This is a genomic window from Blattabacterium cuenoti, from assembly GCF_014252355.1.
GTDB lineage: Bacteria > Bacteroidota > Bacteroidia > Flavobacteriales > Blattabacteriaceae > Blattabacterium > Blattabacterium cuenoti_AD.
Map to the genome: position 1 here is coordinate 267,172 of NZ_CP059217.1, position 16,557 is coordinate 283,728.

Genomic DNA, 16,557 nt, shown 5'->3' on the forward strand with positions numbered 1-16,557 from the left:
TAACTACTCCAACCATATTAATACCCTAATACTTGTTTTATTCTTTTAAAAGCTTCTATAATATTACTTTCTGTGGAAGCATACGAAATACGTAAACATTCTTTATCTCCAAAAGCATTTCCACTAACAGTAGCTACTTTTGCTTCATGAAGTAATAAATTTGATAAATCTTCCGAATTATTAATAATTTTGTCTCTATACTTTGTTCCAAAAAAAGATGAAACATTTGGAAATAAATAAAAAGCACCATCTGGTGTTATCACTTTAAATTCCGGTATTTCTTTAATTAAGTTTAAAATTAAGTTTCTTCTTTTCTTAAATTTTTGTATCATATATCCTAATTTATCTGAAGATACTTTTAATGCTGAAATGGCAGCACGTTGTGCTATAGAATTAGCGCAAGAAGTAATTTGTCCTTGTATTTTATCACAAGATTTAGCAATCCATTCTGGAGCACCTATATATCCTATTCTCCATCCAGTCATAGAAAAAGATTTTGATAATCCATTAATAGTGATCACTTGATGATATATATCAGGAAAAGAAGCTATACTTATGTGTTTCTCTGAATAGCAAATATGTTCATAAATTTCATCAGAAAGAATAATAATTTTTGGATTTTTTTTAAAAATTTCTGCTAATTCGTTTAATTCTTGATATGAGTAAACACTACCAGTAGGATTACATGGAGTACTGAAAATAAACAGCTTCGTTTTATATGTGATATATTTTTTTAATTGTTGTGGATTAATCTTAAATTTTGTATCCATTGTGGTTGGAATAACGACTGGATTTGCTTCACAAAATTTTACCATTTGATAATAACTTACCCAATATGGTGCTGGAATAATGACTTCATCATTTTTATTTAGTAAGGATAAAAGAATATTCATAATAGATTGTTTAGCCCCAGTAGAAACTACAATTTGAGATGGATGATACGTCAGTCCATTATCCCGATAGAATTTTTTACAAATCATTTCTCTAAGTTCTATAAATCCAGATACTGGAGTATAATAATGATATCCTTCGTTAATCGCTTTTTTAGCTTCTTCTAGAACAAAATTTGGAGGATGAAAGTCAGGTTCTCCTAAACTTAAATTAATGACATTGTATCCTTTATTTTTTAGTTCTCTCGCTTTTTTAGACATAGCTAGAGTTTGGGAATAAGATATATTTTTTAATCTTTTAGACAACCTATTGTTCATCATAAAATAGATAATTTGAAATGTGTACAAATCTAAATAAATTTGATTATAATTTTTTTTCTGATGGATATGGATAACATAGAATTAATTAAAAAATATTTTCCTAATCTCTTGGAATTTCAAATAAAAAAATTTTCTTCTTTGAAAATATTGTATGCATATTGGAATACTTATGTAAATCTTATATCTAGAAAAACCTTCAATCATTTTTATAAACAACATGTTTTATTTTGTTTGGGAATCGCAAAAATTTTCTATTTTTATCCTGGATCTATTGTAATGGATTTAGGAACAGGTGGGGGATTTCCAGGAATTCCATTATCAATTTTTTTTCCTAATACCAAATTTATATTAGTTGATTCTATCTACAAAAAAATTTGTATTGTCAATAAAATTATTTCCAATTTACATTTGGATAATGTACATACTATGTGTATTCGTGCAGAACAATTAGAAGATATAAAAATAGATTTTGTTGTTAGCAGAGCAGTAGCTAAAATAGATAAAATACAAAATTGGACAAAAAATAAATTCAGATTTAAATCAAATTATAACATACAAAATGGATCATTTTATTTTAAAGGAGGTGATTTGACCGATGAATTAAAAAATTATCCTCATGCAATAGAATATCCTTTAATTAATTTTTTTAAAGAAAAATTTTTTTTTACTAAAAAAATAATTTGGATATCAAATAGAAATACTAAAAAAACACATGAATCCTAAACAAATTTTTATTACAAAAGTCAAACAAAAAGGAGGATGGGTAAATGCACATGCTCATTTGGATAGAGCTTATACTATTACAAAACAAAATTTTAAATATGTATATTATTCTATAAAACAAAAATGGTATTTAGTAGATGACATGAAACGTTTAGCTACAATAGACGATATTTATATGCGTATGGAAAAAGCATTAGAATATTTTTTAATACAAGGGACACAAGCTCTGTGTACATTTATTGATGTAGATGAAATTATAGAAGATAGAGCATTAAAAGCTGCTGAAAAATTGAGAAACAATTATGGAGCTTCTATTCATCTTCGTTTTGCCAATCAAGTGCTTAAAGGTGTATTGGATAAAACAGCAAAATATTGGTTTGATAAGTCCATAGAATTTGTCGATATTATGGGTGGATTACCATCTAAAGATCATGGTAAAGAAGAAGAGCATTTAGATGTTGTATTGGTAACGGCTAAAAATCATAAAAAATATGTGCATGTGCATGTAGATCAATTTAACATTAATGATGAGAGAGAAACTGAACAACTTGCAAAAAAAACCATTGAATATGGAATGCAAGGAAAAGTAGCAGCAATTCATAGTATTTCTTTAGCTGCACACGATAAAATATATCGTGATAAAACATATAAATTAATTAAAAAAGCAGATTTAATGGTCATATCTTGTCCTATTGCGTGGATTGATCACAAAAGAAGTGAACGATTAACTCCAAGTCATAATTCTATAACTCCTGTCGATGAAATGATTCCTAAAGGGATTGTTGTTGCTTTTGGAACAGATAATATTTGTGATATATATAAACCATTTTCTGATGGAAATTTATGGCTTGAATTGCGTGTTATGTTAGAAGCTTGTCATTATTATGATATCGATAATTTAGTTAAAATAGCTACAGAAAATGGATTAAAAGTTTTAGGAATAAAATAAAATTGATTATTAATTAATATTATTTTTTAGTTTCTGGACGCATTTGAGGAAATAATAAGACTTCTTGAATAGAATTTTGTTTTGTCATTAACATAACCAATCTATCTATTCCAATTCCAATTCCTGAAGTTGGTGGCATTCCAAATTCTAAAGAACGTATAAAATCTTGATCAAGAAACATTGATTCATCTTCTTTTTCTTTGTCTGATACTGATAGTGATAATTGAATTTGTTCTCTAAATCGATTTAATTGATCAATAGGATCATTAAGTTCTGAATATGCATTAGCAATTTCTTTTCCATTAATAATAAGTTCAAAACGTTCTGATAAATTTTTATTATTGCGATGTGTTTTTGATAAAGGACTCATTTCAATAGGATAATCAGTAATAAAAGTTGGATCTTTATAATTTGTTTCACATTTTTCTGCAAAAATATTTTCAATTAATTTTGCTTTACTCATTTCTTGTTTGACCTCTATATTCAATTGTTTACAAACTTCTATTAACTCATTTGTATTCATATTTTGAATATTAAATCCAGTATGTTGTTGAATAGATTCTATAATTGGTATTCTAGGAAATGATGATTGTAATTTTACAAAATCTTTTTTAAAATTATATATTTCATTAGTTTCTAAAATTTTTTCATAAATATATTTCATTAATTCTTCTGTAAAATTCATCATCCAATAATAATCTTTATACGCTACATACAGTTCTAATACCGTAAATTCTGGATTATGCATACGATCCATCCCTTCATTTCTAAAATTTTTAGAAAATTCATATACTCCATGAAATCCTCCAATAATTAATCTTTTTAAATACAGTTCGTTAGCAATTCTTAAATACAAAGGAATTCCAAGCGTATTATGATAGGTTTTAAAAGGACGTGCAATAGCACCTCCAGGAATAGATTGTAATATAGGTGTTTCGACTTCTAAATAACCTTTTTTGTCTAAAAACTTTCTAATTTCTTTAAAAATTAGTGTTCTTATTAAAAAAATATTTTTGACATGATCGTTCACAATAAGATCAACATAACGCATTCTATACCGTTGTTCTATATTTGAAAAAGCATCATATATTTTTTTATTTTTGTTATCTACTTTTACTTGTGGTAAAGGACGCAAAGATTTAGAAAGAAGAGTTAATTGTTTGACATAAATTGTGATTTCATTCATTTTAGTTTTAAATAAAAAACCTTCTACTCCAATAATATCTCCTATATCTATAAGTCTTTGTTTAAAAAAAATATTGTAAAAATTTGGTTGTTCTTTGTCTTTTCTTGATGAATATGAATAAGAAAAATTTTTAAAATAACTTTGTATACGTCCTGTATGATCTTGAATTTCTCCAAACGACGCTTTTCCTAAAATGCGTAAACGTATTAAACGTCCAGCTATACGAATTTTTTTTTTTTCTATAAAATGTATAGTTCCAATTAAATGAGATATTTTATATTCTTTCGAAGGATAAGGATCTATTCCTAATGATTTGAGTTTAAATAATTTTTTTCTGCGTATAACTTGCTGTTCTGAACAATTGTCAAAATTAGACATTATATGAATATATTTGTAAGACGAAAATACATTTGTTTTTTTATTTTTTTAAAGAAAAATTTCAATAATCAAAAACTATGATAAATAAAATCCTATTTTTCGAGGATTTAGGAAAAAAAGAATATCAAGAAACTTGGCAATATCAAAAAACTTTATTCAATAAAATACTTAAACAAAAAAAATTAAAAAAAAAGTTATATGATTCCAATTCAGTTGGATATTTATTGTTTGTAGAGCATCCTCATGTATATACTATAGGAAAAAATGGAAATCATAAAAATTTATTAGTCTCTTACGATTTTTTAAAAAAAATAGAAGTTCCTATTTATGAAACAGATAGAGGAGGAGACATTACTTATCATGGCCCTGGACAATTAGTTATATATCCAATTTTGGATATGGATTATTTTTTTACAGATATTCATAAATATTTACGTTTTTTGGAAATAATGATTATTCATTTTTTAAAATATTATGGAATCAAAGGACAAAGATTACAAGGTAAAACTGGAGTTTGGTTATTAAATGAAAATAATGGAGAAATTAAAAAGATATGTTCAATAGGAATTAGAATGAGCCGTTGGGTGACTATGCATGGTATTGCCATTAATATAAATACAAACCTGCGATATTTTGATCATATTATTCCCTGCGGAATTAAAAATAAAAAAATGACTTCTTTAAAAGAAGAATTAAAACAAGAACATATTTCTTTTTCTGAAGCAAAAAATATAGTAAAACAATCTTTTCAAAAAATTTTTAAAGTTATTTTATTATCACAATCAAATTTCATGCAATTGATTTAGCTATCATCATTCCATCTTTTGGATCAAGTTTCATTAAAATTACTTTTTGAAAAGTATTTTGAAATATTGGATTGAAAAGTATTTTCGTTCTAATATAGTTTTCTGTATATCCATATAAATATTTTCGTTTTAAACGATTGTTTTCAACTAATACAACTTTTTTCTTATTAATCTGTCTTTCACAAAAAGAAATATATTTTTTTTTTGATAAATTTCTTAATATTTTATTTCTTTGAATTTTTATTTTTTTAGATAAATCATGATTAAAATTGATAGATTTTGTTTTTGGTCTGTTAGAATAAGAAAATACATGCAAAGAAGAAATATTTAACTTTTCTAAAAACCAATATGTTTCCAAAAAATGTTGATGTGTTTCTCCTGGGAACCCTACAATAACATCAGAACCTATATAAGCATCAGGAGCACAATGTAATATATATTTAATTTTGTCTTTATAAAGTTCTATGTTATAACGTCTTTGCATTTTTCCTAAAATATAGTTACTTCCAGATTGCAAAGGAATATGAAAATGAGGAACAAAATGATTACTTTTAGATAAAAATTCAATACATTCTGTTTTCAATAAATTAGGCTCAATGGATGATAAACGTATTCTACCTTCTTCTTTTATTTCATCTATTGCCTGTATTAAATCAAAAAAAGTATAGGACCGTCGATTATAGTTTCCATATATTTTCTTTCCATAATCTCCTATATTCACTCCAGTTAATACAATTTCTTTAACGCCTTTATTGAAAATCTCTTTAATTTTATTTAATATATTTTCCAAACTATCAGATCTAGATGGGCCTCTGGTTATAGGAATAATGCAATAACTACATCGGTAATCACAACCATCTTGAATTTTTAAAAAAGAACGAGTTCGTTCTCCAATAGAATAAGAAGAAAAAAAAGGATACGTTTTTCTAGATATTATTGTAGCAGGATCAGGATATCTTTTTAATAATGGAAAAGATATATAATTTGTGATATTACATTTTTCTTCATAACCTAAAACAAGATCTACTCCTTTTATATAAGAAATTTGTTTTGGATTAAGTTCTGCATAACATCCTATTGCAATAACAAAAGCTTTTTCATTTTTATGCATTAAGGTCCGAATAATATAATGAAATTCATTTTCAGCATTTTTTGTTACAGAACAACTATTAATAATATAAATATCTGCAAACTCTTTAAAACCAACTTGTTCATAAATTAAATTAGAAAATTTTCTGGATATAGTAGAGGTTTCTGCATAATTCAGTTTACAACCAATAGTATAAAATGCAATTTTTATTTTACTCATACTATACTTTCTATACTCTATACTTTACTTTGATTGAATTTTTTCTCATTATTCAGATAAATAATCCAAAAGTCCACTATAATTAGCTTTCATAGTTTTTTCTCCTTTTTTCCAATTAGCAGGACACACTTCTCCGTTTTGTTCATAAGATTGAATTGCATCTACAATTCTAATCGCTTCATTAACATTTCTTCCTAAAGGAAAATCATTAATTAGAAGATGTCTAATAATTCCTTTTATATCTATTATAAACAACCCTCTATAAGCTATCAACTCTCCCTGATTTTTAACAAAAAAACACTCTTTATTGTAAATCCATTCACCAGATAACACTCCATAATTGTAAGATATAATTTTATTAATATCAGATACTAAAGGATATGTAATTCCACATATACCCCCTTTTTCTTTTGGAATTTGCAACCAACTCCAATGAGCTTGTTCTGAATCCGTAGAAATAGCAATAAGTTGTACATTTTTAGATTTAAAAATTTTCAAATTATCTTGAAATACATATAATTCTGTAGGGCAAACAAAAGTAAAATCCTTTGGATAAAATAAAATAATGACATATTTTTTTCCGTGAAACTGTTCTAAAGTAAAATTTTGTACAATATTTTTACCATTCAAGACTGCAGATGCTGAAAAATTAGGAGCTTTTTTTCCAATTAAGTTATTCATTATTTATCAATATTTTATACTACTAATTTACCAAAATTCTTTATAAGAATCAAAAACTCATTATCCAATCACATATCTATGAAGTTTTTTATGAATCTTATTTTTTAAATATGTTAAATGCATGATTTTTTTTATAATTATATAGTGATTATCCTTTTCTATATTGTTTTTAAAATTTGTAATTTCTTTTTTAATTAATTTAGAAATACACTGAGACTTATATAATAATAAAATATCCATAAAATACTGACTAAATTGTTCTTCTTTGGAAGGAACTTCAATTCCTTTTTGATTCCATTTTGATAAAAAATAAGATTTATGTTGATTTGTTGCATTAAATTTTTTAATTATATCTAATTTTTTCAATTGATCTATAGATCGTTTTTTTAACACAATTTGATAAAATAATTGTTTACGAGAATCAAAATCTATAAGTAAATAATCTTTATAAGATAACAAACTATCTTGTATTACTTTTAACAGTGTAATATGATTATTTTCTCCTTTTTTTATTATTTTATCTCCATAATTTAAAATTAATTGTATCAATTTTTTTTCAATATTATAAAAATTGGCAATTCTATTATCATTTGTTATTCTAGTTATTAGATCTATATCTTTTTTTATTTTATTTTTTTTGATTTTTTGTTTATTTATTATTTTTTCTAATTCAGAATCAAGAATTTCTTTTTTTATGTCAAATAGCTGAGAAGTTTCTTGAAGATAAAATTCTTTTTGAATAGAATGAGAAATTTTTGAAATTATATTCAAAATATTTAAAACTAAAAACGATTTTTTAACTGTATCACCTTGATAAAATTTTTCAAAAATTTTTTTTTTGTATGAAATAAAACTATAATTATTGTTATATATAAAATGTAACAATTGAGAATAAGAATATCGTTTTACCATAGAATCTGGATCTTCGCCGTTAGGAAGCAATAATATACGTAAATTCATTTCTTGCTCAAGAATCATAGTGATTACCCTCAATGCAGCTTTAATTCCAGAACGGTCACCGTCATAAAATAGAATAATTGTTTTTGCAAATTTTTTGATTAACAATATTTGATCAATAGTAAGAGATGTTCCCGAAGAAGAAACAACATTTGTTATTCCAAATTGATGTAATGAAAGAACATCAATGTATCCTTCTACTAAATAACAAAATCCTTCTTTTAAAATACTTCTCTTAGCTTGAAATAATCCATATAGAATTTTACTTTTTTGAAAAATCTCACTTTCAGACGAATTAATATATTTGGTATTATAAATATTATTGAGTATTCTACCTCCAAAACCTACTACTTTGCCATATAAATTATAAATCGGAAACATAACACGATTACGAAAACAATCAAAATGATTTTGATTTTTATATCGAGTAAACCCAGATTGTTTTAAATCATTTATATGATATCCCTTTTCCAAATAAATTTTAGTAAATTTATCAACAGAAGTGGGTGCATATCCTAATCCAAATTTTGAAATTGTTGTCATATTCAACCCTCTCTTTTGCATAAGATATCTCAATCCATTTTCTTTGCCTTCTTTAGAATAATATAATTGACGAATAAAAAAATAAGTAGCATCTTTTTGGATTAAATATAATTTTTCATATTTGTTATTTTTTTTTATTGTATTAAGACTACATTTAGTAGGTATTTGTATATTATATCTGTTTGCTAAATAATGCAAAGATTCTAAATAAGTAAAATGTTCGTGTTCCATCAGAAACGTGATTACATTTCCACCTTTTCCAGAACTAAAATCTTTCCATATTTTTTTTATTGGAGAAACAACTAAAGATGGTGTCTTTTCATTAGAAAATGGACTAAGTCCTCTATAATTCATTCCACTTTTTTTTAAATTCACAAAATCTCCAATTACTTCTTCTATACAAGAAACAGAAAATATTTTTTCTATAATTTCTCTAGAAATCATAAATAGAAATGTACTTATTAATATTATAATTAATATACAGATTTCATTTTTTTAATAATTGTTGTCGGATTAGAAGCAGAAAAAATACTACTTCCTGATACTAAAATATCAGCTCCATGTTTAAATAATACTGAATAATTATCTAAATTAATTCCACCATCTATTTCTATTAAAGCAGAAGATTGTTCTTTTGATATTAAATCTTTAGCCTCTTTTAATTTTTTATAGGTTTGTATAATAAATTTTTGGCCACTAAAACCAGGATTGACACTCATTAATAAAACAAAATCTATATATTTTATTAGGTCTTTTAAAAGAATGATAGGAGTATGTGGATTCAATGCCACACCAACCTTCATGCCATTTTCTTTAATAGAACAAATCGTTCTATTTAAATGAAGACATGCTTCATAATGAATATGGATATGATCTGCTCCACATTGTTTAAACTGTTTGATATATCGTTCAGGTTGAAAAATCATTAAATGTACGTCTATGGGTTTGGATGCATATTTTTTTACATATTGAAGAAATAATCCACCAAACGAAATATTAGAAACAAAAGAAGAATCCATAATATCAATATGAAACCAATCTGCATCACTGTTATTTAACATTTCTATATCTCTATATAGAAACGCTAAATCAGCAGATAATAAAGAAGGAGCTATAATTTTTTTCATATTTAAATAAATTATTATGATATAATAGTATCAACAATTCCAATTTTCGAAAACCCTCCATCATGATATAAATTTTGCATAGTAACTTTCCTAGTTAAATCAGAAAAAAGTGTAATAATATAATCTGCACAATCTTTTGCAGAAGCATTTCCTAATGGGGATAATTTTTCCGAAAAAACAAAAACTTGTTTTAATCCTTTGATAGCATTTGCAGACCTAGTAATACTAGGAGATTGTGATACTGTATTAACTCTAACTTTATTTTTAATACCCCAATAATAACCAAAATTTCGTGTAATACTTTCTAAATAAGATTTATAATCAGACATATCAACATAATTCGGAAAACATCGTTGAGATGCAACGTAAGTGATAGCAACTATAGATCCCCATTGATTCATAGCATTTTTTTGCCAAGCAGTTTTCATAATCTTGTGGTAAGATACTGCGGATATATCCCATCCTTTTTTCAAAAAATCATAATTAATAGTAGGATAAGATATTTTCTTTCTAATATTAATAGACATAGCTATAGAATGCAAAATAAAATCTATTTTTCCTCCAAAAAAATCTAAGCTTTTATCAAATAAAATGTCTAAATCATGCATAGAAGTAGCATCTGCTGGAATAATAATAGACTCTGTTTTTTTAGATAATTCTTTAATATTTCCCATTCTTAATGCTGCTGGTGTATTTGTTAGAATAAAAGTAGCTTTTTCTTCATATGCCTTTTCTGCGACTTTCCATGCAATTGAAGATTCGTCTAAAGCTCCGAAAATTATTCCTTTTTTATCCTTCAATAAATTATAAGACATAATTTGTTTAAATTCAAATTTCAATTAATTTTTTAACTAAAAATGAAAAATTTCTTTTATGCAAGAAACATAATCTAATTTTTCCCATGTAAAAAGTTCTACTTCTTTTTCCTTTTTATTTCCCATTAGATCAACAAAAGATTTTTTAGTTTTTATTGGAATTTTTCCCATATGTCCATATGTCGATGTTTCTTCATAAATGGGATTACTCAACTTTAATCTATCTATTATAGCATAAGGGTTAAAATCAAAATTTTTCCGTAGTTTTGAAACTATTTCTTCGTCATTAATTTTTTGTTTAGAAGTTCCATAAGTATTAACAAAGATTCCTATAGGATCTGATATTCCAATAGAATAAGAAATCTGAATCAATAATTCATCTGCAATTCCTGCAGCAACAAGATTTTTAGCAATATGACGAGCCGCATAAGATCCAGATCTATCTATTTTAGATGGATCTTTTCCAGAAAAGGCACCACCTCCGTGAGAACCTCTTCCACCATACGTATCTACTATAATTTTTCTACCTGTCAATCCAGTATCTCCATGAGGCCCACCTATCACAAATCTTCCTATAGGGTTTATATAATACTTTGTTTTGTTTGTAAATAGTCTTTTTATTTTTTTTGAAAACAGTTTTTGTACCCTTGGTATTAAAATATTTCTAATATCTTTTACGATTTTTTGATGCATTTTTTCTTCTGTATCAAATTCATCATGTTGAGTGGATATCACAATAGCATGAATATGAATAGGTACATGTTTATTAGAATATTCTAAAGTTACTTGTGATTTAGCATCTGGACGTAAATAAGTCATTTTTTCTCCTTCATATCTTATTGCCTGAAGTTCCCTTAACAAATGATTAGCCATTTCTAATGATAACGGCATATAATTCTCTGTTTCTTTGATAGCATATCCAAATACTATTCCTTGATCTCCAGCTCCTTGATATTTTTTTTTATCTTTATATAAATCTAAAGATTGTTCTTGAATAGAAGATATAATTCCACAAGAATCTGCATTAAATTTATATTCATTTTTAGTATATCCTATTTTTCTCAGAAGATCACGAGCTATTTTTGAAAAATTTACCAAAATTTTAGAATTTACTTCTCCAGCTAATATAATTTGACCTGTGGTCACTAATGTTTCTATAGCAACTCTAGATTCTGAATCATATGCCAAAAAATGATCTAATATAGCATCTGATATTTGATCAGATATTTTATCAGGATGTCCTTCTGAAACAGATTCGCTAGTAAATAAATAAGACATAAAATTATATTACATATTTTTTTGAATATTTATAGATTCTTCATGTAAAAGTTTGAAAAAATTTTCTATAAGCCTTTCCGAAATTCCTAGTTGTCTTCCTAATTTCAAAGATCTATTCAATATATATTTCCATCTATCTGGCTGAACAAAAGATAAATATTTTGTTTTTTTCAAAATTCCTAATTGTTTAGATATTTTCATTCTTTCTGATAAAAGATAAATCATATTGTCATCTATTTCATCAATTAAAATTCTCAATGAATTCAAACTTGCCTGATCATCATCCTGTATTTTATTTTTTATATCATCTTTTAAATTTTTCAACAAATCTGTAACTTCTTCTGGTGTCATTTGTTGTTTAACATCACTCCATGCATGCAATGGATCACAATGACTTTCAATCATAAAACCATCATATTTAAATACATGATAAGCAATTTTTGCTATATCATAAATTCCATTTTTATTTCCACAAATATGAGAAGGATCACAAATTAAAGGAATTCTAGAAAACATTTCCCTAAATTTTAACAATAGATTCCAATTAGGTTGATTACGTAATCTTGAATTTTTATAGGTATAAAATCCACGATGTATGACTCCTAATTTTCTAATTCCTTTTGCAAATAAACGTTCTATAGCACCTATCCATAATTCTAAATCAGGATGAATAGGATTTTTTACTAAAATGATTATTTTTTTATTTCCTTCTATAGAATCCGCTATTTCTTGAATAATAAATGGACTGGAAGTACTCCTTGCTCCTATCCAAAGGACATCTATATCAAAGGATAGTGCTAGTTGTACATGTTGTTCATTAGCAACTTCTGTTGCTACCATGTATCCTGTTTCCTGTTTTACTTTTTTGAGCCAATGCAACCCTTTTTCTCCTATTCCTTCAAAATTATTTGGTTTTGTTCTGGGTTTCCATATACCTGCCCTAAATATATTTATGTATTTTTTATCTAACCTTTTAGCAGTTTCTAAAACTTGGGCTTCACTTTCTGCACTACAAGGACCAGAAATCGTAATAGGTTGATTAAATTTATCAATCCAAGACCTATCTATTTTATTATTAATAATATTTTTTTCCATCACAAAACATTAATTTATATATATTTTTGATTTTTTGATCATATCATTTGCTGTTTTTATATACTGATCAATACAATTCAATTTATTCTTTTTCAAAAGAATTTGAAATTTTTTTAAATAATTCATATAAACTTCTATAGATTTAATTAAATTTTCTCTATTAGAAAGAAAAATAGGGACCCACGTTTCAGATTTACTTTTTGCCAAACGTGTAGTGGATTCCCAACCACTACCCATCATATCAAACATTTTCTTTTTATCTTTTTTATCAAAAATAGAATTGGCTAAAGAAAAGGAAACTACATGAGGCAAATGAGATCCATAAGAAATATAAAAATCGTGTTCTTTGGAGGTTAAATAAATGATGCGCATTTTCATGATTGAGTATATTTTTTCTGTTATGGATATTGCATCTGGATCGCTATGTTCAGAATCACATAACACACAATTTTTTTTATTAAATATACTAGAATTTGCTGAGATAGGTCCAGAAGTTTCAATTCCAGCAATAGGATGTGTAGCAACGAAACGACTTCTTTTTGGGTGAAAAAAAACACTATTACAAATATTAAATTTTGTAGATCCAGTATCTAAAATAACAGTATCACTTTTAATATTAGTTAAAATATTTGGAAGAAGTTTTTCTATTCCATCTACCGGAATAGACAAAATAATAACTGATGACTGCATAATAAGCTCATCTATTGGAAGAACCTCATCTATAATTCCTAATTTTATAGCATTCATAGCATTTTTTTCATTTTCATCTGTACCTATAAATCGATTTCCAAAATTGGATTCTTTTAGTTTTAAACTGATAGATCCTCCAATTAATCCTAATCCTATAATTCCAATGATCATCATGATGAAGAAATTCTATTTTTTGCCATTTTTAAAGTTGGAATAGAACTACACATAGATAATCTGACATAACCTTTTCCATTATTACCAAACAAACTACCAGGAGTAATAAAAATGTGATATTTTTGTAAAATATTTTCCGACCACTTTATATCATTATACTCTCCATTTTTTATTTTTGCCCAAACAAATATTCCGGAACTTTCTTTTCTATATTTTAAAGATAAACGATCACATATTTTCCATATTATTTTTTTTCTTTTAGAATATTCTATATTCAATTTATCAAACCAAGAATTATGTTGATTCATTGCTTCAATAGCCCCAATTTGAATTGGATAATACATTCCAGAATCCATTTGACTTTTTACTTTTAAAATATTGTTCAAAAATTCTTGATTACCAATTAACATACCAATACGCCATCCTGCCATATTGTAACTTTTACTTAAAGAATTTAATTCTAAAGATATATCTTTAGATTCTGGAATATTAAAAATGCTTAAAGGAGGTTGATTATTTAATATAAAACTATAAGGATTATCATGCACTAATAAAATATTATTTCTTTTTGCAAAACGTACTATTTCTGTTAACTGATCAAAAGTTGCAATAGTACCTGTAGGCATATGAGGATAATTAATCCACATTATTTTAACATTAGTCAAATCTTGTTTTTCCATATTTTTTATATTTGGAATCCAGTTTTCTTTTTCATGAAGATGATAATATATAATTTCTGATCCAACAAGTTTAGAAATCGACGAATAAACAGGATATCCAGGATTTGGAATCAATACTTTATTTCCTTTTTCCAGATAAGCCATACTAATATGCATAATTCCTTCTTTAGATCCCATTAAAGGTAAAATTTCTTTATTTGGATCTAAATCAACTTGATAATTATTTTTATACCAAACAGAAATAGTTTGTCTTAATTTTTCTATTCCAATATAACTTTGATAAGTATTTGCATAATATAATTCTGAAGCATTTTTCATTTTTTGTATTACTTCATTTGGAGGAAGTAAATCAGGATTTCCAATCCCCAAATTAATAACATTTATTCCTTTTTTATTAAGATTATAAATTTCTTTCATTTTCTCTGAAAAAAAGTATTCCGAGATATTATGCATTCTTTTTGCTACTAAAATCATTATAATCTAATTATTCCTTGTTTATATTCTCCCATAATATAAAATTGATGAATACATGGGACCTTTTTAATCTTATTTTTCATCAATTTATAATCTTTTATGTTATTGAAAATAATATCCACATAAAAAGAATATTCCCATGGTCTTTGTATTATTGGAATAGATTGTATTTTAGTCATATTAATTCCTAAATTAGATATTAAACTCAATATCTTAGCAAGACTACCTGTCGTATGCAATATTTTAAATATTAATGAAGCTTTATTAAAATTATCTTCCTCATTTTGTTTTTTTAAAAAATTTTTTATTATGAAAAATCTAGTAAAATTTTTATTAATAGTTTGGATATTGCTAGATATAATTTCCAATCCATATTCTATAGCTGCATCTTCAGATGCAATAGCTGCTAATCCTTTTTTTTTAAAATTAGAAATATATTTTGCTGCTGAAGCTGTATCAGAATATTTAGATATTTGTATATCTGGATGTTCCTCTATGAATAGTTCACATTGCAATAATGCCATTGGATGAGAATAAATTTTTTTAATGTCCTCTATTGTTTGTCCAGGATAAGCCATTAAATGATGTTTAATTGGCATATAAACTTCTCCAACTATTCTTAAATTATATTCATATAATAGACTATAATTAGTCAAAATAGTACCAGCAATAGTATTTTCTATAGCCATCACACCAATATCAACATTTGATCTAAAAACAGAAAAAGCCAATTCTCTAAAAGAAGAACATTCCATTAATGTATAACTACATCCTTTAAAATATTTTGAAACAGCTGCATGATGAAAACATCCCTTAACACCTTGTATAGCTATTTTTTTCATGAAAAAATATATCCATTTACTTTACTCCTACTACTACTCACTATACTCCTACTTTATCCATAATATGAAAATAATATTTAAATATAAAAAATAATTTTATTTGATGCAATGCAATCAAAAATTTTATATACGAACTAAAGATTAGTTATCATCATAAATCATACCAAATGTAAAAAAATGAATTATTCCAAATTATATATTTACATTCCAGCATTATTATTCAAACAATCAATAAATTATCCAATACCTGTTTAAGGTAAAAAATGGCAATTCAGTTCATTTACGATATATACGCCACAAAATACGTAATTGGCCCCATCCTACCCATTGATTGATAAATAGTTATGATTTTTATTGAGTTATATTTTTTTTATCTAATATACTGTTTTTAACAAAACAGGACCTACATAAGTTATGTGTGATCTTATATATGCATATCTGCACATAAAATATTGAATAATCAAATACTAATTTTTTTATCTGTAATATTTGTTTTTATATAGCGCTTATAACATATGAATAAAATTATAGTGACTTTATCTGTAAAAAATAGTAATATTGATTGTAAGGTTTTATTCAAATATAAAATTGAAACAATGTAGTTATTAACTACATAATACAATATTTATAATCGGCCCA

15 protein-coding genes are annotated in these 16,557 nt (G+C 25.5%); 3 read left to right on the top strand and 12 right to left on the bottom strand.

Annotated features, from left to right (window positions below; genetic code table 11):
* Positions 1 to 17: 17 nt before the first annotated feature.
* Positions 18 to 1,208 carry a pyridoxal phosphate-dependent aminotransferase gene (locus H0H38_RS01285; RefSeq protein ID WP_185873005.1) on the bottom strand — a complete coding sequence of 397 codons (1,191 nt, stop codon included), beginning with the start codon at positions 1,206 to 1,208 and terminating at the stop codon, positions 18 to 20.
* Between the two features lie 78 nt (positions 1,209 to 1,286).
* On the opposite strand from H0H38_RS01285, the gene rsmG reads away from it, so the two are divergent.
* Together rsmG and H0H38_RS01295 are read left to right on the top strand one after the other, a co-directional pair.
* The gene (rsmG, locus tag H0H38_RS01290; protein ID WP_185873006.1) at positions 1,287 to 1,934 is read left to right on the top strand and encodes a 16S rRNA (guanine(527)-N(7))-methyltransferase RsmG; all 648 of its coding nucleotides are present in this window, start codon (positions 1,287 to 1,289) and stop codon (positions 1,932 to 1,934) included.
* Positions 1,924 to 2,883, top strand: a complete 960-nt coding sequence (locus tag H0H38_RS01295) for an amidohydrolase family protein (RefSeq protein WP_185872960.1) — start codon at positions 1,924 to 1,926, stop codon at positions 2,881 to 2,883. The genes rsmG and H0H38_RS01295 overlap by 11 nt, the downstream gene beginning before the upstream one ends.
* Positions 2,884 to 2,902: 19 nt before the next feature.
* Here the strand turns inward: H0H38_RS01295 and lysS are convergent, their stop codons facing one another.
* On the bottom strand, positions 2,903 to 4,447 hold the full coding sequence (gene lysS, locus H0H38_RS01300; RefSeq protein WP_185872961.1) for a lysine--tRNA ligase: 1,545 nt from the start codon (positions 4,445 to 4,447) through the stop codon (positions 2,903 to 2,905).
* A gap of 77 nt (positions 4,448 to 4,524) precedes the next feature.
* On the opposite strand from lysS, the gene lipB reads away from it, so the two are divergent.
* On the top strand, positions 4,525 to 5,253 hold the full coding sequence (gene lipB, locus H0H38_RS01305) for a lipoyl(octanoyl) transferase LipB (RefSeq protein WP_185872962.1): 729 nt from the start codon (positions 4,525 to 4,527) through the stop codon (positions 5,251 to 5,253).
* Here the strand turns inward: lipB and mtaB are convergent.
* The 10 genes from mtaB to H0H38_RS01355 are packed head-to-tail and all read right to left on the bottom strand — an operon-like array spanning position 5,237 to position 15,918.
* Entirely contained in the window at positions 5,237 to 6,562 is a 1,326-nt protein-coding gene (gene mtaB / locus H0H38_RS01310) for a tRNA (N(6)-L-threonylcarbamoyladenosine(37)-C(2))-methylthiotransferase MtaB (protein ID WP_185872963.1), read from the bottom strand. The two genes, lipB and mtaB, sit on opposite strands and share 17 nt — an antisense overlap.
* A gap of 48 nt (positions 6,563 to 6,610) precedes the next feature.
* The gene (locus H0H38_RS01315; protein WP_185872964.1) at positions 6,611 to 7,243 is read right to left on the bottom strand and encodes a peroxiredoxin; all 633 of its coding nucleotides are present in this window, start codon (positions 7,241 to 7,243) and stop codon (positions 6,611 to 6,613) included.
* Positions 7,244 to 7,303: 60 nt separating this feature from the next.
* Positions 7,304 to 9,187, bottom strand: a complete 1,884-nt coding sequence (gene dnaG, locus H0H38_RS01320) for a DNA primase (RefSeq protein ID WP_185872965.1) — start codon at positions 9,185 to 9,187, stop codon at positions 7,304 to 7,306.
* A gap of 29 nt (positions 9,188 to 9,216) precedes the next feature.
* The gene (rpe, locus tag H0H38_RS01325) at positions 9,217 to 9,870 is read right to left on the bottom strand and encodes a ribulose-phosphate 3-epimerase (protein WP_185872966.1); all 654 of its coding nucleotides are present in this window, start codon (positions 9,868 to 9,870) and stop codon (positions 9,217 to 9,219) included.
* Positions 9,871 to 9,884: 14 nt separating this feature from the next.
* Entirely contained in the window at positions 9,885 to 10,685 is an 801-nt protein-coding gene (locus tag H0H38_RS01330; protein ID WP_185872967.1) for an enoyl-ACP reductase FabI, read from the bottom strand.
* A gap of 36 nt (positions 10,686 to 10,721) precedes the next feature.
* Entirely contained in the window at positions 10,722 to 11,963 is a 1,242-nt protein-coding gene (metK, locus tag H0H38_RS01335) for a methionine adenosyltransferase (RefSeq protein ID WP_185872968.1), read from the bottom strand.
* A gap of 9 nt (positions 11,964 to 11,972) precedes the next feature.
* Complete coding sequence (locus H0H38_RS01340) at positions 11,973 to 13,058, bottom strand: chorismate mutase (protein ID WP_185872969.1); 1,086 nt, start codon at positions 13,056 to 13,058, stop codon at positions 11,973 to 11,975.
* A 9-nt stretch (positions 13,059 to 13,067) separates the two neighbouring features.
* Complete coding sequence (locus tag H0H38_RS01345; protein ID WP_238785431.1) at positions 13,068 to 13,922, bottom strand: prephenate dehydrogenase; 855 nt, start codon at positions 13,920 to 13,922, stop codon at positions 13,068 to 13,070.
* Positions 13,919 to 15,076, bottom strand: a complete 1,158-nt coding sequence (locus H0H38_RS01350; protein WP_185872970.1) for a pyridoxal phosphate-dependent aminotransferase — start codon at positions 15,074 to 15,076, stop codon at positions 13,919 to 13,921. The genes H0H38_RS01345 and H0H38_RS01350 overlap by 4 nt, the downstream gene beginning before the upstream one ends.
* On the bottom strand, positions 15,076 to 15,918 hold the full coding sequence (locus H0H38_RS01355) for a prephenate dehydratase (RefSeq protein WP_185872971.1): 843 nt from the start codon (positions 15,916 to 15,918) through the stop codon (positions 15,076 to 15,078). Before H0H38_RS01355 ends, H0H38_RS01350 begins: the two co-directional genes overlap by 1 nt.
* Positions 15,919 to 16,557: the final 639 nt, after the last annotated feature.

Coding starts and splice junctions, on each gene's coding strand:
- H0H38_RS01295 (WP_185872960.1), top strand. CDS start 1,924: ATGAATCCTAAACAAATTTTTATTACAAAAGTCAAACAAAAAGGAGGA.
- H0H38_RS01340 (WP_185872969.1), bottom strand. CDS start 13,058: ATGGAAAAAAATATTATTAATAATAAAATAGATAGGTCTTGGATTGAT.
- H0H38_RS01315 (WP_185872964.1), bottom strand. CDS start 7,243: ATGAATAACTTAATTGGAAAAAAAGCTCCTAATTTTTCAGCATCTGCA.
- H0H38_RS01330 (WP_185872967.1), bottom strand. CDS start 10,685: ATGTCTTATAATTTATTGAAGGATAAAAAAGGAATAATTTTCGGAGCT.
- H0H38_RS01350 (WP_185872970.1), bottom strand. CDS start 15,076: ATGATTTTAGTAGCAAAAAGAATGCATAATATCTCGGAATACTTTTTT.
- lipB (WP_185872962.1), top strand. CDS start 4,525: ATGATAAATAAAATCCTATTTTTCGAGGATTTAGGAAAAAAAGAATAT.
- lysS (WP_185872961.1), bottom strand. CDS start 4,447: ATGTCTAATTTTGACAATTGTTCAGAACAGCAAGTTATACGCAGAAAA.
- H0H38_RS01345 (WP_238785431.1), bottom strand. CDS start 13,922: ATGATGATCATTGGAATTATAGGATTAGGATTAATTGGAGGATCTATC.
- metK (WP_185872968.1), bottom strand. CDS start 11,963: ATGTCTTATTTATTTACTAGCGAATCTGTTTCAGAAGGACATCCTGAT.
- mtaB (WP_185872963.1), bottom strand. CDS start 6,562: ATGAGTAAAATAAAAATTGCATTTTATACTATTGGTTGTAAACTGAAT.
- rpe (WP_185872966.1), bottom strand. CDS start 9,870: ATGAAAAAAATTATAGCTCCTTCTTTATTATCTGCTGATTTAGCGTTT.
- H0H38_RS01355 (WP_185872971.1), bottom strand. CDS start 15,918: ATGAAAAAAATAGCTATACAAGGTGTTAAGGGATGTTTTCATCATGCA.
- H0H38_RS01285 (WP_185873005.1), bottom strand. CDS start 1,208: ATGAACAATAGGTTGTCTAAAAGATTAAAAAATATATCTTATTCCCAA.
- dnaG (WP_185872965.1), bottom strand. CDS start 9,187: ATGATTTCTAGAGAAATTATAGAAAAAATATTTTCTGTTTCTTGTATA.